This is a genomic window from Citrobacter sp. S46_ASV_140 (assembly GCF_018919545.1).
In the GTDB taxonomy this organism is placed as follows: Bacteria; Pseudomonadota; Gammaproteobacteria; order Enterobacterales; family Enterobacteriaceae; genus Citrobacter; species Citrobacter braakii.
In genome coordinates this window covers 1-26908 of sequence record NZ_JAHLRC010000056.1, presented here as the reverse complement: position 1 = coordinate 26908, position 26908 = coordinate 1, and the positions used below count along the sequence as shown (strand labels likewise).

Annotated in this window: 26 protein-coding genes; 19 read left to right on the top strand and 7 right to left on the bottom strand. The window is 51.0% G+C overall.

Features of this window, described 5'->3' with window-relative positions:
* The 10 genes from KQJ19_RS14895 to KQJ19_RS14850 form a co-directional block, all read left to right on the top strand.
* On the top strand, nucleotides 1-456 hold a 456-nt coding region (locus KQJ19_RS14895; protein WP_216403809.1), incomplete at its 5' end, for an extracellular solute-binding protein.
* 20 nt (nucleotides 457-476) lie between these two features.
* Entirely contained in the window at nucleotides 477-1358 is an 882-nt protein-coding gene (locus KQJ19_RS14890; protein ID WP_003840754.1) for a sugar ABC transporter permease, read from the top strand.
* The gene (locus KQJ19_RS14885) at nucleotides 1345-2187 is read left to right on the top strand and encodes a carbohydrate ABC transporter permease (protein ID WP_003020474.1); all 843 of its coding nucleotides are present in this window, start codon (nucleotides 1345-1347) and stop codon (nucleotides 2185-2187) included. The genes KQJ19_RS14890 and KQJ19_RS14885 overlap by 14 nt, the downstream gene beginning before the upstream one ends.
* Nucleotides 2188-2214: 27 nt before the next feature.
* Nucleotides 2215-3267, top strand: coding sequence for a zinc-binding alcohol dehydrogenase (locus KQJ19_RS14880; RefSeq protein WP_016153224.1), 1053 nt, complete (start codon nucleotides 2215-2217; stop codon nucleotides 3265-3267).
* A 16-nt stretch (nucleotides 3268-3283) separates the two neighbouring features.
* Nucleotides 3284-4072: a TIM barrel protein gene (locus tag KQJ19_RS14875; protein WP_016156634.1), complete on the top strand. Its 789-nt coding sequence runs from the start codon at nucleotides 3284-3286 to the stop codon at nucleotides 4070-4072.
* Nucleotides 4073-4082: 10 nt separating this feature from the next.
* On the top strand, nucleotides 4083-5138 hold the full coding sequence (locus KQJ19_RS14870; protein WP_016156633.1) for a Gfo/Idh/MocA family oxidoreductase: 1056 nt from the start codon (nucleotides 4083-4085) through the stop codon (nucleotides 5136-5138).
* Nucleotides 5135-7411 carry a glycoside hydrolase family 65 protein gene (locus KQJ19_RS14865; protein WP_216403808.1) on the top strand — a complete coding sequence of 759 codons (2277 nt, stop codon included), beginning with the start codon at nucleotides 5135-5137 and terminating at the stop codon, nucleotides 7409-7411. Before KQJ19_RS14870 ends, KQJ19_RS14865 begins: the two co-directional genes overlap by 4 nt.
* Nucleotides 7408-8076, top strand: coding sequence for a beta-phosphoglucomutase (gene pgmB / locus KQJ19_RS14860; RefSeq protein WP_200079978.1), 669 nt, complete (start codon nucleotides 7408-7410; stop codon nucleotides 8074-8076). The genes KQJ19_RS14865 and pgmB overlap by 4 nt, the downstream gene beginning before the upstream one ends.
* A gap of 10 nt (nucleotides 8077-8086) precedes the next feature.
* Complete coding sequence (locus tag KQJ19_RS14855) at nucleotides 8087-9169, top strand: ABC transporter ATP-binding protein (RefSeq protein WP_016153219.1); 1083 nt, start codon at nucleotides 8087-8089, stop codon at nucleotides 9167-9169.
* A gap of 68 nt (nucleotides 9170-9237) precedes the next feature.
* Entirely contained in the window at nucleotides 9238-10143 is a 906-nt protein-coding gene (locus KQJ19_RS14850) for an OmpG family monomeric porin (protein ID WP_216403807.1), read from the top strand.
* A gap of 29 nt (nucleotides 10144-10172) precedes the next feature.
* Here KQJ19_RS14850 and KQJ19_RS14845 read toward each other — a convergent pair whose 3' ends face one another.
* Nucleotides 10173-11183 (bottom strand): LacI family DNA-binding transcriptional regulator, encoded by a 1011-nt coding sequence (locus tag KQJ19_RS14845; RefSeq protein ID WP_016153217.1) that lies wholly within the window; start codon nucleotides 11181-11183, stop codon nucleotides 10173-10175.
* A 228-nt stretch (nucleotides 11184-11411) separates the two neighbouring features.
* On the opposite strand from KQJ19_RS14845, the gene pspE reads away from it, so the two are divergent.
* From pspE to tyrR, 4 genes are all read left to right on the top strand, one after another.
* Nucleotides 11412-11729, top strand: a complete 318-nt coding sequence (gene pspE, locus KQJ19_RS14840; protein ID WP_016153216.1) for a thiosulfate sulfurtransferase PspE — start codon at nucleotides 11412-11414, stop codon at nucleotides 11727-11729.
* A 142-nt stretch (nucleotides 11730-11871) separates the two neighbouring features.
* A complete protein-coding gene (locus tag KQJ19_RS14835; RefSeq protein ID WP_216403806.1) occupies nucleotides 11872-13269 on the top strand; it encodes a YcjX family protein in 1398 nt (465 codons plus the stop codon).
* Entirely contained in the window at nucleotides 13266-14327 is a 1062-nt protein-coding gene (locus tag KQJ19_RS14830) for a YcjF family protein (protein ID WP_216403805.1), read from the top strand. The genes KQJ19_RS14835 and KQJ19_RS14830 overlap by 4 nt, the downstream gene beginning before the upstream one ends.
* Before the next feature lie 147 nt (nucleotides 14328-14474).
* Nucleotides 14475-16019 (top strand): transcriptional regulator TyrR, encoded by a 1545-nt coding sequence (gene tyrR, locus KQJ19_RS14825; protein WP_016153213.1) that lies wholly within the window; start codon nucleotides 14475-14477, stop codon nucleotides 16017-16019.
* A gap of 725 nt (nucleotides 16020-16744) precedes the next feature.
* On the opposite strand, the gene tpx is transcribed toward tyrR, so the two are convergent.
* Nucleotides 16745-17251: a thiol peroxidase gene (tpx, locus tag KQJ19_RS14820; protein ID WP_016153212.1), complete on the bottom strand. Its 507-nt coding sequence runs from the start codon at nucleotides 17249-17251 to the stop codon at nucleotides 16745-16747.
* 115 nt (nucleotides 17252-17366) lie between these two features.
* On the opposite strand from tpx, the gene ycjG reads away from it, so the two are divergent.
* Nucleotides 17367-18332: an L-Ala-D/L-Glu epimerase gene (gene ycjG / locus KQJ19_RS14815; RefSeq protein ID WP_216403804.1), complete on the top strand. Its 966-nt coding sequence runs from the start codon at nucleotides 17367-17369 to the stop codon at nucleotides 18330-18332.
* On the opposite strand, the gene mpaA is transcribed toward ycjG, so the two are convergent.
* Complete coding sequence (gene mpaA / locus KQJ19_RS14810; RefSeq protein WP_016153210.1) at nucleotides 18307-19035, bottom strand: murein tripeptide amidase MpaA; 729 nt, start codon at nucleotides 19033-19035, stop codon at nucleotides 18307-18309. The two genes, ycjG and mpaA, sit on opposite strands and share 26 nt — an antisense overlap.
* Nucleotides 19036-19219: 184 nt before the next feature.
* On the opposite strand from mpaA, the gene mppA reads away from it, so the two are divergent.
* Nucleotides 19220-20833 (top strand): murein tripeptide ABC transporter substrate-binding protein MppA, encoded by a 1614-nt coding sequence (mppA, locus tag KQJ19_RS14805; protein ID WP_016153209.1) that lies wholly within the window; start codon nucleotides 19220-19222, stop codon nucleotides 20831-20833.
* A 108-nt stretch (nucleotides 20834-20941) separates the two neighbouring features.
* Here the strand turns inward: mppA and KQJ19_RS14800 are convergent, their stop codons facing one another.
* Entirely contained in the window at nucleotides 20942-21712 is a 771-nt protein-coding gene (locus KQJ19_RS14800) for a DeoR/GlpR family DNA-binding transcription regulator (RefSeq protein ID WP_065554831.1), read from the bottom strand.
* Nucleotides 21713-21829: 117 nt separating this feature from the next.
* Here KQJ19_RS14800 and KQJ19_RS14795 point away from each other — a divergent pair, with 117 nt between their 5' ends.
* Complete coding sequence (locus tag KQJ19_RS14795; protein WP_049040726.1) at nucleotides 21830-22213, top strand: VOC family protein; 384 nt, start codon at nucleotides 21830-21832, stop codon at nucleotides 22211-22213.
* Between the two features lie 216 nt (nucleotides 22214-22429).
* Nucleotides 22430-22837: a cupin domain-containing protein gene (locus KQJ19_RS14790; protein ID WP_181012498.1), complete on the top strand. Its 408-nt coding sequence runs from the start codon at nucleotides 22430-22432 to the stop codon at nucleotides 22835-22837.
* A gap of 201 nt (nucleotides 22838-23038) precedes the next feature.
* Here KQJ19_RS14790 and KQJ19_RS14785 read toward each other — a convergent pair whose 3' ends face one another.
* The gene (locus KQJ19_RS14785) at nucleotides 23039-24070 is read right to left on the bottom strand and encodes a mechanosensitive ion channel family protein (RefSeq protein ID WP_141875220.1); all 1032 of its coding nucleotides are present in this window, start codon (nucleotides 24068-24070) and stop codon (nucleotides 23039-23041) included.
* A 243-nt stretch (nucleotides 24071-24313) separates the two neighbouring features.
* Here KQJ19_RS14785 and KQJ19_RS14780 point away from each other — a divergent pair, with 243 nt between their 5' ends.
* Nucleotides 24314-24574: a DUF2534 family protein gene (locus KQJ19_RS14780; RefSeq protein ID WP_049281460.1), complete on the top strand. Its 261-nt coding sequence runs from the start codon at nucleotides 24314-24316 to the stop codon at nucleotides 24572-24574.
* A 48-nt stretch (nucleotides 24575-24622) separates the two neighbouring features.
* Here the strand turns inward: KQJ19_RS14780 and uspE are convergent, their stop codons facing one another.
* Together uspE and KQJ19_RS14770 are read right to left on the bottom strand one after the other, a co-directional pair.
* Complete coding sequence (gene uspE, locus KQJ19_RS14775) at nucleotides 24623-25573, bottom strand: universal stress protein UspE (protein ID WP_016153204.1); 951 nt, start codon at nucleotides 25571-25573, stop codon at nucleotides 24623-24625.
* Between the two features lie 487 nt (nucleotides 25574-26060).
* The coding region (locus KQJ19_RS14770) for an autotransporter outer membrane beta-barrel domain-containing protein (protein WP_216403803.1) at nucleotides 26061-26908 on the bottom strand (848 nt) is incomplete at its 5' end.

Genomic DNA, 26908 nt, shown 5'->3' with positions numbered 1-26908 from the left:
AAAAATGTGGGCTTTATGGTGCCGACGGAAAAAAACTCCGCTGTTTACGGCATGCTGACGTCGTTAACCATTACCGCGGGTCAAAAGTCTGAAGAGACAGAAGCGGCAGAGAAATTTGTCACCTTTATGGAGCAGGCCGACAACATCGCGGACTGGGTCATGATGTCGCCAGGGGCGGCGCTGCCGGTCAACAAAGCGGTGGTGAATACCCCGACGTGGAAAGATAACACGGTCATCAAAGCGCTGGGTGAATTACCCGATCAACTGATTGCCGAACTGCCGAATATCCAGGTGTTTGGCGCCGTCGGCGATAAGAACTTCACCCGCATGGGCGACGTCACAGGCTCCGGTGTTGTGAGCTCAATGGTGCACAACGTGACGGTAGGCAAAGCCGACCTCGTCACCACGATTGAAGCGAGCCAGAAAAAACTGGATGACCTCGTTGAACAGCGCTAATGGGGAAATGGAAAGCCGTGATGAATAAGTTCTTTTCAGGTCGATCTGATATGCCATTCGCCATGCTGCTGCTGGCGCCCAGCTTGCTGTTGCTGGGCGGTTTAGTGGCGTGGCCGATGATATCTAACATCGAAATCAGCTTTATGCGACTGCCGCTGAATCCGCAAATTGAGTCTACGTTTGTCGGGCTGAGCAACTATATCCGTATCTTATCCGATCCCGGATTCTGGCATTCGCTGTGGATGACGGTCTGGTATACCGCGCTGGTTGTGGCAGGAAGCACGGTACTGGGGCTGGGCGTAGCGATGTTTTTTAACCGTGAGTTTCGTCTGCGGAAAACGGCGCGCTCACTGGTCATCCTCTCTTACGTGACGCCATCAATTTCGCTGGTGTTTGCCTGGAAATACATGTTCAACAACGGCTACGGCATTGTGAACTACCTCGGCGTGGATCTGTTGCATCTCTACGATCAGGCGCCGCTGTGGTTCGACAATCCCGGCAGTAGCTTCGCGCTGGTCGTGCTGTTCGCCATCTGGCGCTACTTCCCGTATGCCTTTATCTCGTTTCTGGCGATTTTACAGACGATTGATAAATCGTTGTATGAGGCGGCAGAAATGGATGGCGCGAATGCCTGGCAACGGTTTCGTATCGTCACGCTGCCAGCGATTATGCCGGTGCTGGCAACCGTGGTCACGCTGCGCACGATCTGGATGTTTTACATGTTCGCCGATGTTTATCTGCTGACCACTAAAGTCGATATTCTCGGGGTCTATCTCTATAAAACAGCGTTTGCATTTAATGACCTAGGCAAAGCGGCCGCTATTTCTGTCGTCCTCTTCGTCATTATTTTCGCTGTTATCCTGCTGACCAGAAAACGGGTGAACCTCAATGGCAACAAATAAGCGCACACTTGGCCGCATCGGCTTTTACTGTGGATTAATTGTCTTCCTGGGCATCACGCTATTCCCATTTTTTGTGATGCTGATGACCTCATTTAAAAGCGCCAAAGAGGCGATCTCGCTACATCCGACGCTGTTACCGCAGCAATGGACGCTGGAACATTACATCGACATCTTCAACCCGATGATTTTCCCGTTTGTTGACTACTTCCGTAATAGCCTGGTGGTATCGGTCACTTCTTCGGTGGTGGCGGTGTTTCTCGGCGTGCTCGGAGCGTATGCGCTTTCCCGCCTGCGTTTTAAGGGGCGAATGACCATCAATGCCAGCTTTTACACGGTGTACATGTTTTCGGGGATCCTGCTGGTGGTGCCGCTATTCAAAATCATTACGGCACTTGGCATCTATGACACCGAAATGGCGTTGATTATCACCATGGTCACCCAGACGCTGCCGACCGCGGTGTTCATGCTGAAAAGCTACTTCGACACCATTCCGGATGAAATAGAAGAAGCCGCGATGATGGATGGATTGAACCGTCTGCAGATCATCTTTCGCATTACCGTGCCGTTGGCGATGTCCGGTCTGGTTTCGGTCTTTGTGTACTGCTTTATGGTGGCGTGGAATGACTATCTGTTTGCCTCGATTTTCCTCTCCAGCGCCAGCAATTTTACCTTACCGGTCGGTCTGAACGCGCTGTTCAGTACGCCTGACTATATCTGGGGACGCATGATGGCGGCATCGTTAGTCACCGCATTGCCGGTTGTCATTATGTATGCGCTTTCCGAACGTTTTATTAAAAGTGGTTTGACCGCAGGCGGCGTGAAAGGCTAAGCGGCCAGTTTAATTAAGGAGTTGTAAATGAAGAAGTTAGTTGCCACAGAACCGCGTGTTGCGGCGCTGGTGGAATATGAAGACAGAGCTGTATCCGCCAATGAAGTGAAAGTTCGCGTTCGCTTTGGTGCGCCAAAACATGGCACGGAAGTGGTCGATTTTCGCGCTGCCAGTCCGTTTATTGACGAAGATTTCAACGGCGAATGGCAAATGTTCATGCCGCGTCCGGAAGGGGCGCCGCGCGGGATTGAATTCGGCAAGTTCCAGCTTGGCAACATGGTGGTGGGCGATGTTATTGAGTGTGGCAGCGATGTGACCGAATACGCCGTTGGCGATTCAGTTTGCGGCTACGGCCCACTGGCAGAAACGGTTTTCTTTAATGCGGTAAACAACTACAAACTGCGCAAAATGCCGGAAGGTAGTTCGTGGAAAAATGCCGTGTGCTATGACCCGGCACAGTTCGCCATGAGTGGCGTGCGCGACGCCAATGTGCGTGTCGGCGACTTTGTTGTCATCGTCGGTTTAGGGGCGATTGGCCAGATTGCCGTCCAACTGGCTAAGAAAGCGGGAGCCTCGGTGGTCATTGGCGTGGATCCGATTGCTCATCGTTGCGATATCGCGCGTCGTCATGGCGCGGATTTCTGTCTGAATCCTATTGGCACCGATGTCGGCATGGAAATTAAGAAGCTGACCGGCAAGCAGGGCGCGGATGTGATTATCGAAACCAGTGGCTATGCGGATGCGTTGCAATCGGCGTTACGCGGTCTGGCTTATGGTGGAACCATCTCCTATGTCGCTTTCGCGAAACCTTTTGCTGAAGGCTTCAACCTGGGGCGTGAAGCGCACTTCAACAACGCCAAAATTGTCTTCTCGCGTGCCTGCAGTGAGCCAAATCCGGATTATCCGCGCTGGAGCCGCAAGCGTATTGAGGAGACCTGTTGGGAACTGTTGATGAACGGTTACCTGAACTGTGAAGAACTTATTGACCCGGTAGTGACATTTGCCAGCAGCCCGGAAAGCTATATGCAGTATGTCGATCGCCATCCGGAAAAGAGCATCAAAATGGGCGTGACGTTTTAATTAAGGAATGCAGAAGATGAAAATTGGAACACAGAACCAGGCTTTTTTTCCGGAAAATATTCTCGAGAAATTCCGTTACATCAAAGAGATGGGGTTTGACGGTTTTGAAATTGACGGCAAGCTGCTGGTTAACAACCTGGCAGAAGTGAAAGCGGCAATCAAAGAAACAGGCCTGCCCGTCACCACCGCCTGTGGAGGATATGACGGTTGGATCGGTGATTTTATCGAAGAGCGTCGTTTGAATGGCTTACAGCAGATTACCCGCATTCTCGAAGCGCTGGCCGAAGTCGGTGGGCAGGGCATTATTGTACCCGCTGCATGGGGCATGTTTACCTTCCGCTTACCGCCGATGACCTCTCCGCGCAGCCTGGCGGGTGATCGTAAAGCAGTAAGTGATTCATTGATTTATCTCGATAAAGTTGCCGAGCGTACGGGGACGGTGGTGTATCTGGAGCCGCTTAATCGCTATCAGGATCATATGATCAACACCCTGGCGGATGCCCGTCGCTATATCGTGGAAAACAACCTGAAGCATGTGCAAATCATTGGTGATTTTTACCATATGAATATCGAAGAAGACGATATGGCTCAGGCGCTGCATGACAATCGCGATCTGCTGGGACACGTCCATATTGCGGATAACCATCGTTATCAGCCGGGGAGCGGTACGCTGGATTTCACTGCGCTGTTTGATCAGTTGCGTGAAGATAATTATCAGGGTTACGTCGTGTACGAAGGGCGTGTACGGGCAGAGAACCTGCCGGAAGCGTACCGTCAGTCACTGGCCTGGCTGCGTACCTGCTAAGAGGATTTCTGTGAAAAGTGCACTGACAAGCTCTCCGCTACGCATCGCCATTATCGGCGCCGGGCAGGTGGCGGATAAAGTTCATGCTTCGTACTACTGCACCCGCAACGATCTGGAACTGGTGGCTGTCTGTGACAGCCGCCTGTCACAGGCGCAGGCGTTGGCAGAGAAATACGGCAATCCGCAGGTTTGGGACGATCCTCAGACGATGCTACGCGAGGCTAAGCCAGATATCGTCAGCATCTGTTCACCCAATCGTTTTCATTATGAACACACCATGTTGGCGCTGAACGCCGGATGCCATGTGATGTGTGAGAAACCTCCGGCGATGACGCCAGCCGAGGCGCTGGAAATGTGTAACACGGCGCGTCGAATGGGGAAAGTTCTGGCTTATGATTTTCATCATCGTTTCGCACTGGATACGCAGCTGCTTCGTGAGCAGGTGATGGCCGGCGTGCTGGGTGAAATCTATGTCACTAATGTCCGCGCTTTGCGCCGCTGCGGCGTGCCCGGCTGGGGGGTATTTACCAACAAAGAACTGCAGGGCGGCGGGCCGCTGATTGATCTCGGCATCCATATGCTTGATGCCGCCATGTATGTGCTGGGGTTTCCGGCAGTAAAGCGCGTTAACGCACACAGTTATCAACGCATTGGCACGCGTAAAAACAGCGGCCAGTTTGGGAAATGGGATCCCGAGACGTATACCGTGGAGGATTCTCTGTTCGGGACGATTGAATTTCATAACGGCGGTATCCTGCGACTGGAAACCTCTTTTGCGCTGAATATCCCGGAACAATCGATTATGAACGTTAATTTCTGCGGCGATCTGGCAGGGGCGACGTTATTCCCGGCCCAGGTTTATACCGATCGTGAGGGTACGCTTGACGTACTGCTTCAGCGCGAAATGGCCGATGACAATCGTCATTATCGCAGCATGGAAGCTTTTGTGAATCATGTCCAGGGCGAGCCTGTCACTATTGCTGACGCAGAGCAAGGCGTCGTTATTCAACAACTGGTTGCCGCACTGTATCAATCGGCTGAAACAGGGACCTACGTAGACTTATGACGAGGCCAGTAATGCTAACTGAACCGGCTTTTTGCCCACACAACCTGAATAAATATGCGTCCCTCATGACGACCGGTAACGGTTATATGGGGATTCGCGCCAGCCACGAGGAAGCCTACACCTTACAAACTCGCGGCATGTACCTTGCAGGACTGTATCACCGGGCAGGGAAAGGCGAGATTAATGAACTGGTTAATCTGCCTGATGTGGTGGGGGTGGAGATTTCACTCAATGGTGAGATTTTCTCGCTCACCAGCGGCGTTATCGAAAGCTGGCAACGTGAACTGGATTTTGCCAGTGGGGAATTACGCCGCGCGCTTACCTGGCGTGCGTCTGGCGGGGCGCGTTTTGCCATTGAGAGCCGGCGATTTGTCTCGGCACAAAAACTGCCGCTGTTTGCTATGGAAGTTGTCGTCACGCCACTGGATGGCGATGCCAGCATTGGTATCTCGACCGGAATTGACGCCACGATGACCAATCATGGTCGTCAGCATTTGGATGAAACGCAGGTCCGGGTCTTTGGCCAGCATCTTATGCAAGGGATTTACACCACCCAGGACAATCGTAATGATATCGCTATCACCACGTATTGCGATGTAGATGGTGCAGCGCAGCGCTGCTTCACGGCGAAAGAACGTCGGTTGTTACAACACAACAGCGTGCAGGCGAAAGCCGGACAGCGCGTCACGCTGACAAAAATTAGCTGGGTAGACTGGGCGAGCGAACGCAGCCTGTCGCTTGAAACCTGGGGACGCCAGTCGCTGCGCAACCTGGAAGCGTGCGCGCAGCAGGGTTATGACGCTCTGCTGGCGGAGTCGGCTGCTAACTGGCATGCCTGGTGGCAAAATCGTCGCGTTCAGGTCACCAGCACTGATGCCAGCGATCAGCGAGCGCTGGACTATGCGCTCTATCATCTGCGTGTGATGACTCCTGACCACGATGAGCGCAGCAGTATTGCGGCCAAAGGTTTGACGGGGGAAGGGTATAAAGGCCACATATTCTGGGATACCGAGGTCTTTCTGTTACCGTTTCATCTCTTTACCGAGCCGAAAACCGCGAGAAGTTTGTTGCGTTACCGCTGGCATAATCTGTCGGGGGCGCGTGAGAAAGCCCGCCGTAACGGTTGGCAGGGAGCGCTTTTCCCTTGGGAAAGCGCTCGCAGCGGTGATGAGGAAACGCCTGAATTTGCGGCGATCAACATCCGTACCGGACTGCGTCAGAAAGTGGCCTCCGCGCAGGCTGAACATCACCTCGTGGCGGATATTGCCTGGGCGGTAATCAATTACTGGCATGCCTCAGGGGATCTAAACTTCATGTCCCGTGAGGGAATGACGTTGCTGCTGGAAACGGCGAAGTTCTGGATCAGCAGGGCGGTCATGGTTAATGATCGTTTAGAGATCCACGATGTGATTGGCCCGGATGAATACACTGAGCATGTGAACAACAACGCGTTCACCAACTACATGGCCTGGTACAACGTGGAACAGGCGCTGGGCTTTGCCCGTCGGTTGGGCTGCGGTGATGAGACGTTTATTCACCGCGCAGAGTATTTTTTACAGCATCTCTGGCGACCGGAAATTCAGCCCGATGGCGTGCTACCTCAGGATGATACCTTCCTGAGCAAACCGACTATCGATCTGTCACAGTACAAAGCCAAAGCGGGCAAGCAGACGATTTTGCTCGATTACTCCCGTGCAGAAGTCAATGAGATGCAAATTCTCAAACAGGCCGATGTGGTGATGCTGACCTACATGTTACCGGAACAATTTTGCCCGCAAACCTGTCTGGCAAACTTGCGCTTTTACGAGCCGCGCACAATTCATGACTCCTCGTTGAGTAAAGCGATCCACGGGATTGTGGCAGCGCGTTGCGGTGATCCGGCACAGGGCTATCGGTTCTGGCGTGAAGGATCGCTTATCGATCTCGGGGAGGACCCACATAGCTGCGATGACGGCATTCATGCTGCGGCAACGGGCGCCATCTGGCTGGGTGCAATCCAGGGTTTTGCCGGCGTGAATATTCGCCACGGGGAGTTACACCTTGCACCTGCCTTACCGACTCATTGGCAAACGCTGTGTTTCCCGCTGCGCTGGCAGGGCATCGATATGCAGGTAATCATTAATGCGGCTGAAATCCGTATTAACAGCACTGAGCAGATTGTCCTTTGGGTCAATGGTGAAAAGGTCTCCGTGCAGGGGGAAACCGTAATCCGCAATGACGCCATTATTTCGCCCGCTTATGGGACCGCTACCACAGAAAGGGGCGATGAATGATACTCAAACCACAGGCCATCATTTTTGATTTGGATGGCGTGATTACCGATACCGCGCATCTGCATTTTCTGGCCTGGCGGCAGGTAGCCGATGAAATAGGGATTGTGATCGACGAAGTATTTAATGACAGCCTGAAAGGGATTAGTCGCGGCGAATCACTACAGCGTATTTTGCACCATGGTGGGAAGGCGGGGGCGTTTTCTCCCGAGGCCTGCGCACAATTGGCCGAGAGAAAAAACAGACTGTATGTCCATTCTTTGCGCCAGCTGACGGTTAACTCGGTATTACCGGGAATACGTGAGCTGTTGATGACGTTGCGGGAAGAACGGATTCCGGTGGGGTTGGCCTCTGTGTCGCGCAATGCCCCGGCTATTTTACAGGCGCTTAATCTTAGCTCTTGCTTTGATTTTTGTGCGGATGCGGCATTGATAACCCGCTCGAAACCGGATCCGGAAATTTTCCTGGCAGCCTGCGCGGGTCTTGGCGTTGACCCGCAACAATGTATTGGCATAGAAGATGCACAAGCGGGAATTGATGCAATCAACGCCTGCGGCATGCTTTCTGTCGGCATCGGTAAAGGGCTGAATGGGGCAGACTTGCAGCTTCCGGCAACCGAATTTCTGACGTGGCCGTGCTTATCGGCTTTCTGGCAACACGACAAGTAAAGGATTCAACATGGCACAGCTTTCGTTGCAACACATTCAAAAAATTTACGACAACCAGGTACACGTCGTTAAAGACTTCAATCTGGAAATTGAAGATAAAGAGTTTATTGTTTTTGTTGGACCTTCCGGCTGCGGGAAGTCAACTACGTTACGCATGATCGCCGGTCTGGAGGAGATCAGCGGCGGCGATCTGCTGATTGACGGTAAACGGATGAACGATGTGCCGGCGAAATCACGCAACATTGCGATGGTTTTTCAGAACTACGCGTTGTACCCACACATGACCGTCTATGACAACATGGCGTTTGGTCTGAAAATGCAGAAAATTGCGCCTGCTGTGATTGAGGAGCGCGTCAACTGGGCGGCGCAGATCCTTGGTCTGCGCGATTATCTGCAGCGTAAACCCGGCGCGTTATCCGGTGGTCAGCGTCAGCGTGTGGCGCTGGGGCGTGCGATTGTACGTGAAGCGGGGGTCTTCCTGATGGATGAACCCTTATCGAATCTCGATGCCAAACTTCGCGTTCAGATGCGGGCTGAAATTAGCAAACTGCATCAGAAACTCAATACCACCATGATCTATGTTACCCACGATCAAACCGAAGCCATGACTATGGCGACGCGTATTGTGATTATGAAGGATGGCATTGTTCAGCAGGTTGGTGCGCCGAAAACGGTTTATAACCACCCGGCTAATATGTTTGTCGCCGGATTTATTGGTTCACCGGCCATGAACTTTATTCGTGGCGCGATTGATGGTGATAAGTTTGTTACTGAAACACTGAAATTAACGATTCCACAAAATAAATTAGCACAATTAAAAGCGCAGGGTTATGAACATCAGGCGGTCACTCTGGGAATTCGTCCTGAAGATATACACCCGCAGCTTAATAATGAAAATAGTATATCGGCAAAAATTAGCGTTGCAGAATTAACCGGCGCTGAATTTATGCTTTATACCATTGTTGGGGGGCATGAGTTGGTGGTCCGTGCTGGGGCTGTGAATGATTATCATGCAGGAGAAAATATCACTATTCATTTTGATATGGCGAAATGCCATTTCTTTGATGCTGAAACTGAAGTGGCTATTCAATAAAATTCCGGGGGGATAAATCCCCCCCAAGCCTTGGGGCATTTTTGCGAGTATTTTAACAAGGAATAATAATGAAAACCCTACTGTCCGCTACTGCGCTGATTATGAGTGCAGGAATGGCCTGCGCGCAGGCTGCTGAAAATAATGACTGGCACTTTAACATTGGTGCTATGTACGAAATAGAAAACGTTGAAGGTCAGGGCGAAGATATGGATGGACTGGCTGAGCCGTCCGTCTATTTCAATGCCTCTAATGGGCCGTGGAAAATATCGCTGGCCTATTATCAGGAAGGACCGGTTGATTACAGCGATGGTAAGCGTGGTACCTGGTTTGATCGCCCAGAACTGGAAATCCGCTATCAATTTCTGGAAAGTGAGGATGTTAATTTCGGTTTGACCGGTGGCTTCCGTAATTATGGTTATCACTATGTCAATGAACCAGGAAACGACACCGCTAATATGCAGCGCTGGAAAGTTCAGCCGGATTGGGATGTTAAACTGACCGACGACCTGCGCTTTAGCGGTTGGCTGTCGATGTATCAATTCGTTAATGATTTGAATACTACTGGCTACTCCGATAGTCGTGTCGAAAGCGAGACCGGTCTGAATTACAGGTTTAACGAAACGGTGGGCTTAACGGTCAACTATTACCTTGAGCGCGGCTTTAATCTGGCTGATTCGCGCAATAATGGTGAGTTCTCAACCCAGGAAATTCGTGCATATTTACCGTTGTCTTTAGGCAATACCACCCTGACGCCGTATACCCGTCTGGGGCTTGATCGCTGGTCAAACTGGGACTGGCGAGATGATCCGGAACGTGAAGGCCATAATTTCAATCGTCTCGGTTTACTGTATGCATATGATTTCCAGAATGGTTTATCAATGTCACTGGAGTATGCCTATGAGTGGGAAGAGCACGACGAAGGCGAAAGCGACAGATTCCATTATGCTGGTATAGGCGTGAACTACGCATTCTAAAATATACTGGGGCATTTATGCCCCAGTTTTTACACCAGTGAGTCGGCCAGCGATATTTGCGTGCTCACCGTGATATTTTGTAATCCTTTCTCGCCCGCAATCAGGTTAAATAATAAATTACAGCTTTGTTCACCCAACTGCTGGGTAGGCACATCAATTCCCCCTGGAACGGGCGTGAGCATAAAAGACAACAGCTCATTACTGTAGCCCACAACGGCAAGTTGTTGTGGGATGGTTATATTTTTCTCAGCCGCCACGCGATATAAGCTCATTAATTTCAAGCTGTCGGTGGCAAATACGGCATCGGGTAACGGCTGCTGACTCAGTAATTTTCGTGAAGCAAGCAGGGCTGTTTCATGGGTATAGCCCCCGTCAACAATCCATTCATCGCGCATTTTAATATTATGCGCCTGAAGGCTGGCTTTATATCCGTTAACGCGATCGATAGAAACATGAACATCAAGCGGCGCGTGCAAACAGGCTATATTACGGTGTCCACTCTCAATCAGCGCATCAGTTAGCGTAATGCTGTCGCGATAATTATCTGTGTCTACAGAATAGACATTGGCGTAGTCGCCTTCAACCTTTCCAATAACCACGACCGGTACGTTGTATTTATCCAGCCTCGCAAAAAAAGATTCATCGGCGGGAGAGCTCAGCATAATGATACCTTTGATCAATTTCTGCTTAATTTTGCTCTCACATTTTTGTAAATCATCTTCAGTGCTTCGCGACGTCTGTAATATGACATCAAAACCGACCTCTTCAGCCTTGGCAGTAATAGCATGCAGCACTTCAGAGAAAAACGGATTACCGGCGGTTGTTTTTGCTGAACGGGTAGATATCACCATTATTGCATCAAACCCGGAAGAGGTGAGTGCGCGAGCAAGTTTATTGGGCTGGTACTGTAACTCATCAATAGCACGCAGCACTTTTTCAAGCGCTTCCGGCGAGATATTGGTTTGCTTATTAAGCACGCGCGATACCGTGGATTTTGATACGCCAGCGGCTCGTGCAATATCATAAATGGTAGGAGACATAGATCCCAAGCTCCGTCCGAGAGTCAATGGCGAACATATTATGGAGTTAATTGGCGAATGACAACAATATCGGAATGCGGGCAGAAAAATCAAAAAACTAACCGCAGTATGCGCAACCAGAGGAAGTCTCGTCCACGGGTGCAGAGGGTGATAATGCGATCGCAATATTTTCTTAAGAACTGGCGTATAGTGTGTTGGTTAAATCCAACCATCAGTCAGGAAGATATTATGTTGAAAAAAGGCGTATTAGCGTTGGCACTGGTCATCGGCATGCCGGTTTTTGCAGCCGAGCACTGGATTGATGTTCGCGTTCCTGAACAGTATCAACAGCAGCATATTCAGGGAGCGGTCAACATTCCATTAAAAGAGATGAAGGCGCGTATCGCTGCTGAAGTTCCTGATAAGACCGACACCGTGAAGCTTTACTGCAACTCCGGGCGTCAATCGGGGCAGGCGAAGGATATGTTGACGGAAATGGGTTACACGCAGGTGACCAACGAAGGTGGCATCAATCAGATAGCGCTTCCTAAAGTAGAGAATCAATAAACCGCCCGCATTCCTTCTGCTCCAGGCGGTAAGAATAATGCCGCCTGTTACAGCTCAGGTAGTTGATAAGTAAGAATTGACCCCTATCTTTACTTCCTGTTTGTTATAATTTCTTCGGTTCCTTCAGCAAAACGGGATGGCGATGAAGCGACTTAAAAATGAACTCAATTCGCTGGTTAATCGCGGCGTAGACCGGCATTTGCGCCTGGCTGTCACCGGACTTAGCCGTAGCGGTAAGACGGCGTTTATCACCGCGATGGTAAACCAGTTACTCAATATTCATGCCGGTGCGCGTCTGCCGTTGCTCAGTTGCGTGCGCGAAGAGCGTCTGCTCGGCGTTAAACGGGTTCCACAACGCGATTTTGGTATTCCGCGTTTTACCTATGATGAGGGACTGGCGCAGCTGTATGGCTCTCCGCCGACCTGGCCGACACCTACGCGCGGTGTGAGTGAAATACGCCTCGCGCTGCGCTACAAATCCAATGATTCTTTACTGCGCCACTTTAAAGACACCTCCACGCTGTACCTGGAAATCGTCGATTATCCGGGGGAGTGGCTGCTCGATTTACCGATGCTGGCCCAGGATTATCTCAGCTGGTCGCGGCAAATGACCGGATTATTACAGGGACAGCGGGGCGAATGGTCGGCAAGATGGCGGCAGTTATGCCAGGGGTTGGAGCCGCTGGTGTCTGCTGATGAAAACCGTCTGGCGGAAATTGCTGCCGCCTGGACGGAGTATCTGCACCAGTGCAAGCAGCAGGGACTGCATTTTATTCAGCCGGGCCGTTTTGTTCTGCCCGGAGATATGGCGGGCGCGCCTGCGCTGCAGTTCTTCCCGTGGCCGGACGTTGATGCCTGGGGGGAATCGAAGCTGGCGCAGGCAGACAAACACACCAATGCGGGCATGCTGCGCGACAGGTTTAATTATTACTGTGAAAAAGTCGTGAAGGGATTTTATAAGAATCACTTCCTGCGCTTTGACCGTCAGATTGTGCTGGTCGATTGTCTGCAACCGCTCAACAGCGGGCCACAGGCGTTTAACGACATGCGTCTGGCACTCACCCAACTGATGCAAAGTTTCCATTATGGACAGCGCACGCTGTTTCGTCGGCTGTTTTCACCGGTGATCGACAAACTGCTGTTTGCCGCCACTAAAGCCGACCACGTCACGGTCGATCAGCACGCCAATATGGTGTCGTTATTGCAGCAGTTGATCCAGGACGCCTGGCAAAACGCTGCGTTCGAAGGTATCAGCATGGATTGTCTGGGACTGGCATCAGTACAGGCAACCACCAGCGGCCTGATCGATGTGAAAGGCGAAAAGATCCCGGCGCTGCGTGGTCATCGTCTGAGCGATGGTGAACCGCTAACCGTTTATCCGGGGGAAGTGCCCGCGCGTTTACCTGGACAAGCATTCTGGGACAGCCAGGGCTTTCAGTTTGAGGCGTTTCGCCCGCAGGTTATGGATGTTGATAAACCCTTACCGCATATTCGTCTTGATGCCGCGATGGAGTTTTTAATAGGAGATAAATTGCGATGAGCGAGCCGTTAAAACCGCGTATCGATTTCTCAGGTCCGCTGGACGTGGAACAAAACGCGGCGTTTAAAGCGCAGCAGATGTTCAATGAAACAGAGGCGCAGACTTTTTCTCCGGCGACAGTGGATGAACCTCTGCAAGACGAAGGTCAGGCAGAAGCCGTCATTGATGCGGCCCTACGCCCCAAACGCAGTTTGTGGCGCAAAATGGTAATGGGCGGGTTGGCGCTGTTTGGCGCGAGCGTTGTCGCTCAGGGCGTACAATGGACCATGAACGCCTGGCAGACTCAGGACTGGGTTGCGCTGGGAGGATGTGCCGCTGGCGCATTGATTATCGGCGCAGGTGTCGGATCGGTTGCGACCGAGTGGCGTCGGCTATGGCGTTTGCGCCAGCGTGCGCACGAGCGCGATGAAGCGCGTGATCTGCTCCACAGCCATGGAACCGGAAAAGGTCGTGCATTTTGTGAAAAGCTGGCGCAGCAGGCGGGTATCGATCAGTCCCATCCGGCGCTACAGCGCTGGTATGCCTCAATTCATGAAACGCAGAACGATCGCGAAGTCGTCAGCCTGTATGCCCATGTTGTGCAGCCGGTGCTGGACGCGCAGGCCCGACGTGAGATTAGCCGTTCAGCGGCGGAGTCCACGCTGATGATTGCCGTCAGTCCGCTGGCATTGGTGGATATGGCGTTTATTGCCTGGCGAAACCTGCGGCTGATTAATCGCATCGCCACGCTGTATGGCATTGAACTCGGTTATTACAGCCGCCTGCGTTTGTTCCGCCTGGTGCTACTAAATATCGCTTTTGCCGGGGCCAGTGAGCTGGTGCGGGAAGTGGGAATGGACTGGATGTCGCAGGATTTAGCCGCTCGCTTATCGACGCGTGCCGCGCAGGGTATTGGCGCGGGATTATTAACGGCGCGTCTGGGTATTAAAGCCATGGAACTTTGCCGACCGCTACCGTGGATCGATGACGATAAGCCACGACTGGGCGATTTTCGCCGTCAACTGATTGGTCAGGTGAAAGAAACCTTACAAAAGAACAAATCTCCGCGCGAAAGTTAGCTAAAAATTGGGCGCCAGTCGTTTAACTTTACGTCCCGGCGCCTGATTTTCCAGCGAGCTGTCAATATTTGTTGACAGAGTTCTTCCTGCAAACCCAATACTGTCTTATCATTTAATACATAATCCCTTGTCCAGGTGAAGGTTCCTATGCGTTTGGAAGTCTTTTGTGAAGACCGACTTGGTCTGACCCGCGAACTGCTCGATTTACTGGTGCTGAGAAGCATTGATTTACGCGGTATCGAGATTGACCCCATCGGGCGGATTTACCTCAATTTTGCGGAACTGGAGTTCACCAACTTCAGTAGCCTGATGGCTGAAATCCGCCGTATTTCAGGGGTTACGGATGTGCGTACCGTGCCCTGGATGCCTTCCGAACGAGAACATCTTGCGTTGAGTGCGCTGCTTGAGGCGTTACCAGAACCGGTCCTTTCTCTGGATATGAAAAGCAAAATCGAGATGGCGAACCCTGCGAGCTGCCAGCTTTTCGCGCACACTCAGGATCGGATGCGCAATCATACCGCCGCCCAGTTAATCAATGGGTTTAACTTCCAGCGCTGGCTCGAAAGCAATCCGCAGGATTCTCATAGCGAGCATGTCGTAATTAACGGACAGAACTTCCTGATGGAGATTACGCCTGTCCATTTGCAGGGTGAAAATCAGGAGCAGATGCTGACCGGTGCTGTTGTCATGCTGCGCTCCACCATCCGGATGGGGCGTCAGTTGCAAAATATGACTACGCAGGATCTGAGCGCGTTTAGCCAGATTATTGCCGTCAGCGCCAAAATGAAACACGTAGTGGAACAGGCGCGTAAGCTGGCGACACTGAGTGCGCCGCTGCTGATTACTGGTAATACCGGCACCGGCAAAGATCTCTTTGCCCATGCCTGCCACCTGGCAAGCCCGCGTGCGTCGAAGCCGTATCTGGCGCTGAACTGCGCGTCAATTCCTGAGGATGCGGTCGAAAGTGAGCTGTTTGGCCATGCCCCAGAAGGCAAAAAAGGCTTCTTTGAGCAGGCGAATGGCGGCTCGGTTCTGTTAGATGAAATTGGCGAAATGTCGCCGCGTATGCAGACCAAATTGCTGCGTTTTCTCAATGACGGCACGTTCCGCCGCGTGGGAGAAGATCACGAAGTTCATGTTGATGTCCGCGTGATTTGCGCGACGCAAAAGAACCTTGTGGAAATGGTGCAGAAAGGGCTTTTCCGTGAAGATCTCTATTATCGTCTGAATGTACTGACGCTAAATCTGCCGCCGCTACGCGATTGCCCGCAGGATATTATGCCGCTTACCGAACTGTTTGTGGCGCGCTTCGCCGACGAGCAGGGCGTGCCGCGTCCGAAGCTGTCTGCCGATCTCAGCACGGTGTTAACCCGCTACGGTTGGCCGGGCAACGTGCGTCAGCTTAAAAATGCCATCTACCGGGCGCTGACCCAGCTTGAAGGCTATGAGCTGCGGCCGCAGGATATTTTACTGCCGGATTACGATGCGGCAACGGTTGCAGTCGGAGAAGAGGTGATGGAAGGATCGCTGGATGAAATTACCAGCCGCTTTGAACGCTCTGTGCTGACGCAGCTTTATATGAATTATCCCAGCACGCGCAAACTGGCCAAGCGCCTCGGCGTTTCGCACACCGCGATTGCCAACAAATTGCGCGAATACGGCCTGAGCCAGCAGAAAAAAAGCGAAGAGTAACGCGATAAATGAAAATGCCTCCTGGCCGGAGTAATGCTTGTCAGTTAAGCATTATGGAGAACATGTGATTTCGGCTCAGGGTTCCGTTCACCTCAGTGGTATCACTTTTCTGAAGCGCAGATATCTGTGAACGTGCAAGGGAGGCTCACCGCCGCCTCCCTTGCAACCCAGGCTCCCGGCGGGAAAATCGTCGCTGTGCGATTCATTCGTCTTATGCCGTCTGCCTGTCGGGTCGGGGCCGGGCCTGCGTCCCTGCAGGCCGCCCCCTCTGCCCGCATCCCTGCGGGCAGACCCGGTCAGCCGTCAACGCCTCATCGATTTTCAGCCGGACCGGGGTCATCGCTGCTGCGCACTGACTTCCAGTTAAATCTGTTTTGCTGTTCAGATATATTCCAATAAAAGTGCAGGAGGTCAGGTGTGGGCTGGTCCGGCTGAAAATTGCCGACGTGTTTCCGTAAGGCTGGGAGAACCCGCAGGGATGCGGGTTCAGGGCGCGTTTTGCAGGGATGCTACCTCGCGCCCGGCCCGGTAGCCCGGAGGAATAAACGGAGGGAACCGCGGAGCGGCAATTTTCCAGCCGGGAGCCGGGATTGTTAAGGGTACGGCGATAGTACCCTTAACACGTTCACAGGTTGTATTGCCTCAGAGAAGTGACAAACATAAGGTGAACGTAGCAATACGCCGGAGGCAACAGATTCATTACCTCCGTATGTGCAAGACGTGGCTTAAGCTTTCAGTACGTCCAGCGCAGCAGTGTAGTCTGGCTCGTTGGTGATTTCATTGACCAGTTGGCTGAAAACGACGTTGTCATTTTCATCAATAACGACCACGGCACGTGCGGCCAGACCTTTCAGTGGGCCTTCAGCGATTTCTACACCGTAGTTTTTCAGAAATTCTGCGTTGCGCAGGGTGGACAGCGTGATAACGTTGCTCAGACCTTCCGCGCCGCAAAAACGTGAATGGGCGAATGGCAGGTCGGCCGAAATGCACAGTACGACGGTATTGTCGATTTCTGTCGCCAGTTGGTTAAACTTACGTACCGATGCCGCACAAACGCCGGTATCGATGCTTGGGAAAATATTCAGCACTTTGCGCTTGCCTGCGAACTGGCCCAGCGTAACGTCAGACAGGTCTTTAGCCACAAGGGTAAAAGCCTGAGCTTTGCTTCCAGCCTGAGGAATTGAGCCGGCAACTGTAACCGGGTTGCCCTGGAAATGAACGGTTTGTGACATGGTTATCTTCCTGTTTACATATAGTTAACGTCGAGGCTAGTTTATGCCATCAGCAGTTAACACGGCAAACGCTATTTGCGGATATCCGCTTCAGGGACTGCATTAAGGAAAGCAAATGAGAACAGTTAAGGTGTATGAGGAAGCCTGGCCGCTGCACACTCCCTTTGTTATTGCCCGTGGGAGCAGAACCGAAGCGCATGTGGTGGTGGTTGAAGTGGCAGAAAACGGCGTCATGGGTATCGGCGAGTGCACACCGTATCCGCGCTATGGTGAAAGCGATGCCTCAGTGCTGGCGCAAATTATGAGCATTGCCCCACAACTGGAAAATGGACTGACGCGTGAAGAGCTGCAAAAGCTGCTGCCAGCGGGAGCCGCGCGTAATGCTGTGGACTGCGCGTTGTGGGATCTGAGTGCGCGTCAACAGCAACTGTCACTGGCAGAGTTGGTGGGAAGTGAACTGGCGGAAGTGGTGACGACGGCGCAAACCGTGGTAATTGGTACGCCGGAACAAATGGCGGTGAGTGCGGCTGCACTGTGGGAAAATGGCGCGAAACTGCTAAAAGTTAAGCTGGATGCGCGCTTGATTAGCGAGCGGATGGTTGCTATTCGTGCAGCAGTCCCTGATGCCACGATTATTGTCGACGCCAATGAATCCTGGCGGGCAGAAGGTTTGGCGGCACGCTGCCAGCTTCTGGCTGATTTAGGGGTGGCGATGCTGGAGCAGCCGCTGCCAGCGCAGGACGATGCCGCGTTGGAAAATTTTGTGCATCCGCTGCCGATCTGCGCAGATGAAAGCTGCCACACCCGCAGCAGCCTGAAAGCGCTGCACGGGCGCTATGAAATGGTCAATATCAAACTGGATAAAACAGGCGGCTTGACGGAGGCGCTGGCGCTGGCAACCGAAGCCCGCGAGCAGGGATTTACGCTAATGCTGGGCTGCATGTTGTGCACTTCCCGGGCGATTGGGGCGGCGTTACCGCTTACGCCGCAGGTTAACTTTGCCGATCTTGATGGCCCGACCTGGCTTGCCAGCGACGCGGAGCCGGCCCTGCATTTTACGACCGGACAACTTCATCTCTAGGGTGCCAGCGCAGGAGATTGGACATGGCCAGCAGGTATTTCTCGCTCGCTTCATCTGAAGAGATGGGCGGAAATTCGGCGGTTATACAGTGTAAGTTCAGGTCTGCGCACCAGCTTCCAAATGAGCCGGGCGTTTCATAACCTACGCTGGTGACGAGAGGTAATTCAAACGACTGCGCCAGCCACGCGCCTAATTCGCTGCGCCTGGGATCTTCAATACAGGCCAGCGGATCGTGAAAAGAGACCACCCACGCAGGATGAATTCGGTGAATAAGCTGGCACAGCGCCTGGGTTTCTGGTTCTGAGCCCGGATTTTCGCCGGTCAACAACACCACATCGCGTTCTTCTGCGCTGCTGTTCCAGCGATACACCGTTTCACCCGCTTTCCAGTTGGCAGCGGGAAAGTTACGGTTTAGATCCACTCCGTTCGCATTTGCGCGCAGCCCGAGCTGGCAACCGTCAGGGTTAACCGCCAGCACCACATGGTGACGACGTAAGGAAGGATTAAGCGTACGCAATGCGCAGGAAAGGGTGACAACCGATGCGTTTTCGTCGCCGTGCGTTCCTGCCAGTATCAGACCGCTTTCACGATCGGCCGCCATTGCGGGAAACCAGATTAGCGGCGCGCCTAATAATGAACGTCCGTAATGTTCGGTTCCAGGTGGGAATGCGCCGCGCTCGGCACGGGGTCGGGTAACGGTCATAGTCATCTCTGAATGCGTGGATTGTTACTCGCAGTGTTGTGCAAAATGTATGGATAATCAAATCGTTTTCACACACTTATCTTTTCAGATGTAATATCATTTCCTTGTCGAAAGTTAATTGCATTTCCTGCTGGCGATACAAATAATTACACATTCACTTAGTAGCCGGAATTGAGGGTATTTTATGCAGCATTCTGTTTCAGTAACCTGTTGTGCGCTATTGGTAAGCAGCATTTCATTATCCTGGGCTGCTGATGTTCCCAGCGGAACGGTACTGGCAGAAAAGCAAGAACTGGTGCGTCATATCAAAGACGAACCGGCGTCATTGGATCCGGCAAAGGCCGTCGGGCTTCCTGAAATTCAGGTTATTCGTGATTTATTTGAAGGGCTGGTCAACCAGAATGAGAAGGGCGAGATTGTGCCCGGTGTTGCCACTCAGTGGAAAAGTAACGATAACCGTATCTGGACGTTTACGCTGCGCGACAATGCGCAATGGGCAGATGGTACGCCGGTAACGGCGCAGGATTTTGTCTATAGCTGGCAGCGTCTGGTTGACCCGAAAACGCTGTCACCGTTTGCCTGGTTTGCTGCGCTGGCGGGTATTAACAACGCACAGGCGATCATCGATGGAAAAGCCTCGCCAGATAAGCTCGGCGTTAGCGCGATCGATGCGCGTACATTGAAGGTCCAACTGGATAAACCGCTGCCATGGTTTGCCAATCTGACGGCGAGTTTTGCTTTCTATCCGGTACAAAAAGCTAACGTTGAGAGCGGTAAAGATTGGACCAAACCGGGCAATCTAATTGGTAACGGCGCCTATGTGCTCAAAGATCGTGTGGTGAACGAAAAACTGGACGTTGTGCCGAACACGCATTATTGGGACAACGCCAAAACGGTGCTGCAAAAAGTCACCTTCCTGCCTATTAACCAGGAATCGGCAGCGACCAAGCGCTATCTTGCTGGTGATATCGATATTACCGAGTCTTTCCCGAAAAACATGTATCAGAAACTGTTGAAGGACATCCCGGGCCAGGTTTATACCCCGCCGCAGCTTGGCACTTACTACTATGCCTTTAATACCCAGAAGGGACCGACTGCCGACTCACGCGTGCGCCTGGCGCTCAGCATGACTATCGATCGTCGCCTGATGGCGGAGAAAGTTCTGGGTACCGGCGAAAAGCCCGCATGGCATTTTACGCCGGATGTAACGGCAGGGTTTGTGCCGGAACCTTCACCGTTTGAGCAAATGAGTCAGGAAGAGCTGAACGCGCAGGCGAAAACGCTGCTGCGTGCGGCGGGCTATGGTCCACAGAAACCACTTAAACTGACGCTGCTGTATAACACCTCTGAAAATCATCAGAAGATTGCTATTGCTGTCGCGTCTATGTGGAAGAAAAATCTCGGCGTTGACGTGAAACTGCAAAACCAGGAGTGGAAAACTTATATCGATAGCCGCAATACCGGCAATTTTGATGTGATCCGCGCCTCGTGGGTGGGCGATTACAATGAACCATCTACGTTCCTGTCGCTATTAACATCAACCCATACGGGCAATATCTCCCGCTTTAATAATCCGGCGTACGATAAAGTGTTGACCCAGGCAACCCTGGAGAATACGCAGAAAGCGCGCAATGCTGATTATAACGCCGCGGAGAACATTCTGATGGAACAGGCTCCCATTGCGCCGATTTATCAGTACACCAACGGGCGTTTAATTAAACCGTGGCTGAAAGGGTATCCGATTACTAACCCTGAAGATGTGGCTTATAGCCGCACAATGTATATTGTGAAGCACTGATATAGCTGGCCTGTTCGGGACGTTGCATTGGCGATTTCCCGAACAGGCAAGACTGTGGGGAAGGTGAGTCATGAAAGCAATGGAAAAGGTATCACCCAATAGAATGGGTTACACTGTATAAATACGAATGTCGTGCGCCTGAAACGCCGTGGCATACTCTTTGCTGATATTTTCCTCGACGACAATTACATCGATATTGCTGCTTTCGGTAACGACATAACGGGCGACAGCCGGGATTTTTTCAGCCGTCAGCGCGACAATAGTTTCATTACACTGTTTGATCACCGCTTTTTTGAACTCACAATCCGCGTAATCAAATCCGGTTAAGCCGGATTCTGGCGACATCGCGCAGCCGCCAATAAATCCCTGATCGAATAAAATGCCCTGCACCTGCGAGATAGCGGTGGCACCCACACACCCTCCAGAAGATCGTTGCACCGCGCCGCCCAGCATAATGACGTCAAACAGTGGTTTTTTTAGTAAAACGGCGGCAATCTCCGGGGAATTTGTTACCACGGTTAACGCCAGCTCGGCGGGTAGGGCTTCAGCCATCGCCAGATTAGTACTGCCCGTGTCGATAAAAATGCAGCTTCCGGATTTGACCATCCGGGCGCATCTCTGCGCGATATTGCTCTTTTTCGCCACATTAATACTCTTGCGCACGGTGATGTCTTCGGATTCAGGGAGTGCAATGACCGCGCCGCCATAGACTTTTTTACACACGCCATCTTTACTCAGTTCATGCAGGTCGCGGCGGATTGTATGTTCCGAAACGCCTAACCTGCTGGCGAGTTCGGAGCAGATGACTCTGCCGTTTTCCTGCAGGATCTGATAGATAAGCGCCTGGCGCTGTTCAGGGAATGCTGCGTAATCGAGCATCAATACTCCAGTGAAATAAACATCGAGCAATAACAAGCATAATTGTGCATTATGGTTCACGATGTCAACATCCCTTTAGGGAACCTATTGTTTGGATACAACAAGAAGAGGTTAGCTATGAAGGTTGCGCATGTGGCGTTATGGACACGGGATCTTGAGCAACAAGCTCAATTCTGGGTCACGTTTTTTGACGCAAAGATCAACGAAAAATACTGCAGTAAAACCAATCCAGGATTTGAATCCTATTTTGTCAAAATTGGTGAGGATATCGCGATTGAGTTAATGACTAAGCCTGGGCTGACAAAACATGCTCCCGACAATAACACCTCAGGCTGGGTGCATCTCGCCATTTCAGTTGGCGGCAGTGAAAACGTTGATGCCATGGCAATGCGTGCAAAAGAACAGGGGATATTAGTTTCTGACCCGCGCACCACCGGTGATGGCTATTACGAAGCGGTGATACGCGATCCTGACGGCAACTTGATTGAAATTGTGGCCTAAGGCTTCACGCCATCTCCAGTAGAAATGTTGTACCTGTTACCGACTATTGATGAGCATGATTCATAAGGTTGTCCTTCTTTTCACCTCTAATCACCCGCCTGTCGAGTCTCTATAATTTTTATAGTTTTCAGCATCCGGTGGCGTGTGCTGCCACCGTTTTGGAGAGTCGAAATGCAAAATCAACGGAATACCGTCTCCAGCGCCGGCGCGGAGATTATGAATCAACAATTTGATGGTAACAGCGTCTTTCCTCGCGGAGAGAAAAATGAAGCGTATGCGAAATATTTCACTGGCGACAGCTATCTGACCATGCTCTCCATGGAAGGCGTGGTGATTGGTAACGTAGCATTTGAGCCGGGCTGTCGTAACTTCTGGCATATCCATCATCAAGGGGGACAAATCTTGCTGGTGACCGGCGGCAGAGGCTGGTATCAGGCGTGGAATCAACCGGCGCGTGAACTGAAAACCGGTGATGTCGTACACATCCCGGCGGGAATGAAACACTGGCACGGCGCCGCGCGTGATAGCTGGTTTGCCCATATCGCTGTGGAAATCCCGGCCGCTGGCGCATCGAACGAGTGGCTTGAACCGGTAAGCGACGCTGAGTACAACCTGCTCCCCTGAGCTGTGTGGGGCGCGCGTTCTGCAGGTAAAGAATCCGATGCCCGAAGTGAATCAGTTTGACCTGATTATTGATACAGTCCCGTATCTACATGACCTGAATCCGTATATTCCAACGCTGGCGCTGGTACTGCTTTGTCATTGATATTGCCTCATTGAAATAAGTGCAGAAAAAAGACGCGGATATCCGCGCCTTTTCTTTTGTTAATGTGTCGATGGCGATGCTTCAGGATTATCCATATACAGCGTCTGGCTGGGGAACGCAAAGTCGGCGTCGTTTGCCTTGACTATCGAAATAATCTTTAAATAAACGTCCTGCTGTACCGCAAGCCATTTCTCCCACACTGTGGTTTTCGTGAAGCAATACACCATGATATTCAGCGATGAATCGGCGAATTCATTAAAATAAACCAGCAGGGTTTGTTTCTGGTCTATTCCCGGATGGTTTTGCAGCATTTCTCTGACCGACTCGACAACGGCACTGACTTTATCAGCATCTTCATATCGTAACCCGATCACCGTTTTGATGCGGCGATTCGTCATCCTTCCTGGGTTTTCTACGCTGATAGAGGAGAAAATCGAGTTTGGGACATATAACGGACGATGATCGAAGGTGTTTATTTTGGTCATTCGCCAGCCGATTTCCGTAACTGTACCTTCAATATTGCGGTCCGGGGAGCGGATCCAGTCGCCGATACTAAAGGGTCTGTCGAAGTAGAGCATAATCCCTGAGAAAAAGTTGCTCAGAATGTCTTTGCCTGCCATACCTACAGCGATACCGCCGATGCCGCCGAAGGTTAACAGGCCGGATAAGCTCATTCCGAAATGTTCGCCATACAGCAAAATGATAGCAACCACGATGGTAATTTTGATGATTCGCGACAGGATCCTCGCGCTGGTGATATCTCTGCCTTTATTAATCTGCGTCTTTTCAAACTGATTAATTACCAGAAAAAGTTTGATGGTAAGGATCAGCGCAATCAACGAGGTGCAGATAAAGTCGACCACGCTGGAGGAGATAAATTTCAGGCTGTAATTTTCGATAACGTTATTAGCAATACTGCCTAACGTCCCGATGATAATGGCATAGACAAGAAATTGCGCGGCATGAAATATGAATCCTTTGCAGCGACGCTCTCCACGATGATACCAGACGCTCATCAGAACCAGCGCGGCACAGCAGCTGAGAATTACCGTCAAATTAAACGCATTATTTATAAACAGTTCAGCGATCATGATTCTTCCAACAGCTCCGTGGTAGTGAAATATCTTCTGATATCCTAATCCTCGAATATTTTACTCAGTTCTGGCGGTCAGATCATTAATCCATAGGGGAGATATATAATGCAATTAGCGCTATTTTCGGCGAAATAGCGCTGGTATCCACCCTGAAAGCGGTTTATGTAGCAGACAGTCAGTTGATGTCATGGTATTGTTAGCGCAAAGTAACAAGGTTTTCATCTGCAAAAGGACAGTACTATGATCATGGCTAAGCTGAAGACAGCGAAGGGACGGAAGTTTCTGTTGTGCCTGCTTGGGGTGTTTATTATCGCAGCGTCGGTCGTGACGCGAGCGACGATCGGTGGTGTGATTGAACAGTATGACATTCCGCTATCCGACTGGACCGCTTCAATGTACGCCATTCAATCGGCAATGATTTGTGTCTACAGCATGGTGTTTACGATTCTGTTGGCTATCCCGCTGGGAATCTATTTTCTCGGCGGCGACGAGCAACACTAAGCGTTTGTTATGCCGGATGAGATCGCCATCCGGCATTGAGTTGTATAGTTAATCGTCTTCTTCGTCATCCAGTTCAACTGGCGTCTGATATTCATCCGGCTTGATGACCAGCAAGTCGCAGCGTAGGTGATCGATAACCTGTTCAGCGGTGTTACCAAGGAACGCGGCAGAAATACCGGTACGACCGACGGTACCCAGTACCACAATACCTGCCTGCAAGTGCTCGGCTAAATCAGGAATGACCTCTTCAGGTAATCCTTTTTCAACGTGCGTCACTTTCTCATCGATACTGAATTTCTGGCGCAACGCCTTCATGGCCAGCAGATGCTGTCCACGGATCGCGTCGTTATAAACGCTGGGGTCAAACTCAGGTAGTTCAATTGCGATATTGATTGGCGTAACAGGGTAGGCGCCAACCAGATGCACTTCAGTATGGTTAACCTGTTCTGCCAGTTGCAGCGTCTCTTTGACCAGTTTTTCATTGAGCGCGTTGTGATAAGGCTCTTCACTGGCGAGGTTCACCGCAACCAGCGCTTTACCCTCTTCAGGCCATGGCTGGTCTTTAACCATCCATACCGGGCTTGGACATTTGCGCAATAAATGCCAGTCGGTAGGCGTGAAAATTACGGCTTCGAGGCGGTCGTGTTGGTGTGCCATTTTGAGGACCAGGTCATGCTGAGCGCTAATGACTTCCTGGATGATGGCTTCAAAGGGACGGTTATGCCATACCACTTTAATTTCAAGAGGGATCCCTGCTTCGATGTAGTATTTTGCTTGTTCACGGATCCATGCTGTTCGCTGGCTGATGACCCCCTGACGCATTGCCGTACGCTCATCGGGCGACAGCAGGGTAGTCATCTCGTAGGAAAAGTCATAGATTGGCAAAAAGGCTTTAATTTTGCCACCAATCCGTTGATGCAAATAAACAGCTCGCCGTAATGCTGGTTGATCGTCCTGGTTTGGATCGATGACGACCAGCATATTTTTATACATAGCCATACAGGGTCTCCTTACAACTGTCATCGCAGTTTGTAATTAAAAGAGTAACCCAATAATGTGGATTGAAACAGGGGAGAACCTCCTGCCAGATCAATAAATCGGGAAAATCTATAGATTTCGTTCACATCTCGCTAAAACTAAACGACTTTTCTCAGTATTTGTGCCTCTTTGGGGCGCCCTGGGGGCAACGCTGTCGGCATGCGGTTAAATTGATATAATTTCTGATATGTTGAGTTAACACAACGAGCGTTAGATTCGGGTGAAGATAGTCGCTCAGTTGGTATGCCATCAATGATGGCATACCAACTGAAGATGATAGTCCTTTTTATCAATATGTTAGTGATTATCGCGGAACCAATTCATTTAGAGATAGCACATCGCTATACGAAAGAATTTTATAACCTTGCTATGTTGTCTGTAGCTGATTGTTTCTGCCACATATCTCAGGTTGAGTTGTGTCAAGGTATGGTGACGATAACTTATCTAATCAAAATGACCATGATATACCTGCTTCTGCCCGCCATGGGGATTGTATTCCGGCTCCATTTCCATAACCAGCGCCAACATGCCCCATTAGATTGTCCGTAATTTTTGTACGTAGCCCTGCCTGGTACACACCTCTCGTACCGGAGAGATCATTATTAAAATAATCACTATTATTGATCCTTACCTTATTATTATCGGCAAACTCATGTCGCACTGAAATTTTCAGCCAAGGCTGTAGTTCAATACTTTTTCCTAATGCCAGACGATAATCTGTTCCCAAACCTAGCTCTGCTCGCAGCATATGTGTATTATCCACATTAGCGCGCATACCATTCGAAAGAGAATATTTTGGGGAACTGCTTGTAAAGCCGGTAAATGCCATGTATGGAGTAACACCCCAGTTATTTTTGCTTAACAGTATCCCGCTTTCTAGATGGGTTCCGGCACCGTAGGTTCGATAATTACCATCAGCATATCCACCACTCTTCATCCGTCCTTTGATATCATTTTCGAACAGGTTAATCTTAGCGATACCGTCAAAATATAAACCTCTTTCATTCTGTAATCCAACATAGGCACCTAGTGAGTAGCTGCCCACATTACCTTTACCACCACGCGTAAAATCAATATCTGAGCGTGAATAACTGAAAAAAGCGCCAAACTTACTCGCACTCTTTTCGTGCTGAAAATGACGATCAACTCCCATCATCAGACCGCTAAGCTTCTGATCAAAATCTGTCCCTTCAGGTAAGAATACTTTATTCCGTATATTGTGCTGCACCATCCAAAATGCACTGTCACTTCCGGAAAATTTTCCTGTAACTAGACGATCTCTCACACTTTCCAGTT

Excerpts from the sequence above, each read along its gene's own strand:
- KQJ19_RS14780 (WP_049281460.1), top strand. The coding sequence starts at position 24,314 with ATGATCATGGCTAAGCTGAAGACAGCGAAGGGACGGAAGTTTCTGTTG.
- ycjG (WP_216403804.1), top strand. The coding sequence starts at position 17,367 with ATGAGAACAGTTAAGGTGTATGAGGAAGCCTGGCCGCTGCACACTCCC.
- mpaA (WP_016153210.1), bottom strand. The coding sequence starts at position 19,035 with ATGACCGTTACCCGACCCCGTGCCGAGCGCGGCGCATTCCCACCTGGA.
- KQJ19_RS14835 (WP_216403806.1), top strand. The coding sequence starts at position 11,872 with ATGAAGCGACTTAAAAATGAACTCAATTCGCTGGTTAATCGCGGCGTA.
- pspE (WP_016153216.1), top strand. The coding sequence starts at position 11,412 with ATGTTGAAAAAAGGCGTATTAGCGTTGGCACTGGTCATCGGCATGCCG.
- pgmB (WP_200079978.1), top strand. The coding sequence starts at position 7,408 with ATGATACTCAAACCACAGGCCATCATTTTTGATTTGGATGGCGTGATT.
- KQJ19_RS14865 (WP_216403808.1), top strand. The coding sequence starts at position 5,135 with ATGACGAGGCCAGTAATGCTAACTGAACCGGCTTTTTGCCCACACAAC.
- KQJ19_RS14790 (WP_181012498.1), top strand. The coding sequence starts at position 22,430 with ATGAATCAACAATTTGATGGTAACAGCGTCTTTCCTCGCGGAGAGAAA.
- tpx (WP_016153212.1), bottom strand. The coding sequence starts at position 17,251 with ATGTCACAAACCGTTCATTTCCAGGGCAACCCGGTTACAGTTGCCGGC.
- KQJ19_RS14875 (WP_016156634.1), top strand. The coding sequence starts at position 3,284 with ATGAAAATTGGAACACAGAACCAGGCTTTTTTTCCGGAAAATATTCTC.
- KQJ19_RS14880 (WP_016153224.1), top strand. The coding sequence starts at position 2,215 with ATGAAGAAGTTAGTTGCCACAGAACCGCGTGTTGCGGCGCTGGTGGAA.
- KQJ19_RS14830 (WP_216403805.1), top strand. The coding sequence starts at position 13,266 with ATGAGCGAGCCGTTAAAACCGCGTATCGATTTCTCAGGTCCGCTGGAC.
- KQJ19_RS14890 (WP_003840754.1), top strand. The coding sequence starts at position 477 with ATGAATAAGTTCTTTTCAGGTCGATCTGATATGCCATTCGCCATGCTG.
- KQJ19_RS14845 (WP_016153217.1), bottom strand. The coding sequence starts at position 11,183 with ATGTCTCCTACCATTTATGATATTGCACGAGCCGCTGGCGTATCAAAA.
- uspE (WP_016153204.1), bottom strand. The coding sequence starts at position 25,573 with ATGGCTATGTATAAAAATATGCTGGTCGTCATCGATCCAAACCAGGAC.
- KQJ19_RS14785 (WP_141875220.1), bottom strand. The coding sequence starts at position 24,070 with ATGATCGCTGAACTGTTTATAAATAATGCGTTTAATTTGACGGTAATT.
- KQJ19_RS14855 (WP_016153219.1), top strand. The coding sequence starts at position 8,087 with ATGGCACAGCTTTCGTTGCAACACATTCAAAAAATTTACGACAACCAG.
- tyrR (WP_016153213.1), top strand. The coding sequence starts at position 14,475 with ATGCGTTTGGAAGTCTTTTGTGAAGACCGACTTGGTCTGACCCGCGAA.
- KQJ19_RS14885 (WP_003020474.1), top strand. The coding sequence starts at position 1,345 with ATGGCAACAAATAAGCGCACACTTGGCCGCATCGGCTTTTACTGTGGA.
- KQJ19_RS14800 (WP_065554831.1), bottom strand. The coding sequence starts at position 21,712 with ATGCTCGATTACGCAGCATTCCCTGAACAGCGCCAGGCGCTTATCTAT.
- KQJ19_RS14795 (WP_049040726.1), top strand. The coding sequence starts at position 21,830 with ATGAAGGTTGCGCATGTGGCGTTATGGACACGGGATCTTGAGCAACAA.
- mppA (WP_016153209.1), top strand. The coding sequence starts at position 19,220 with ATGCAGCATTCTGTTTCAGTAACCTGTTGTGCGCTATTGGTAAGCAGC.
- KQJ19_RS14850 (WP_216403807.1), top strand. The coding sequence starts at position 9,238 with ATGAAAACCCTACTGTCCGCTACTGCGCTGATTATGAGTGCAGGAATG.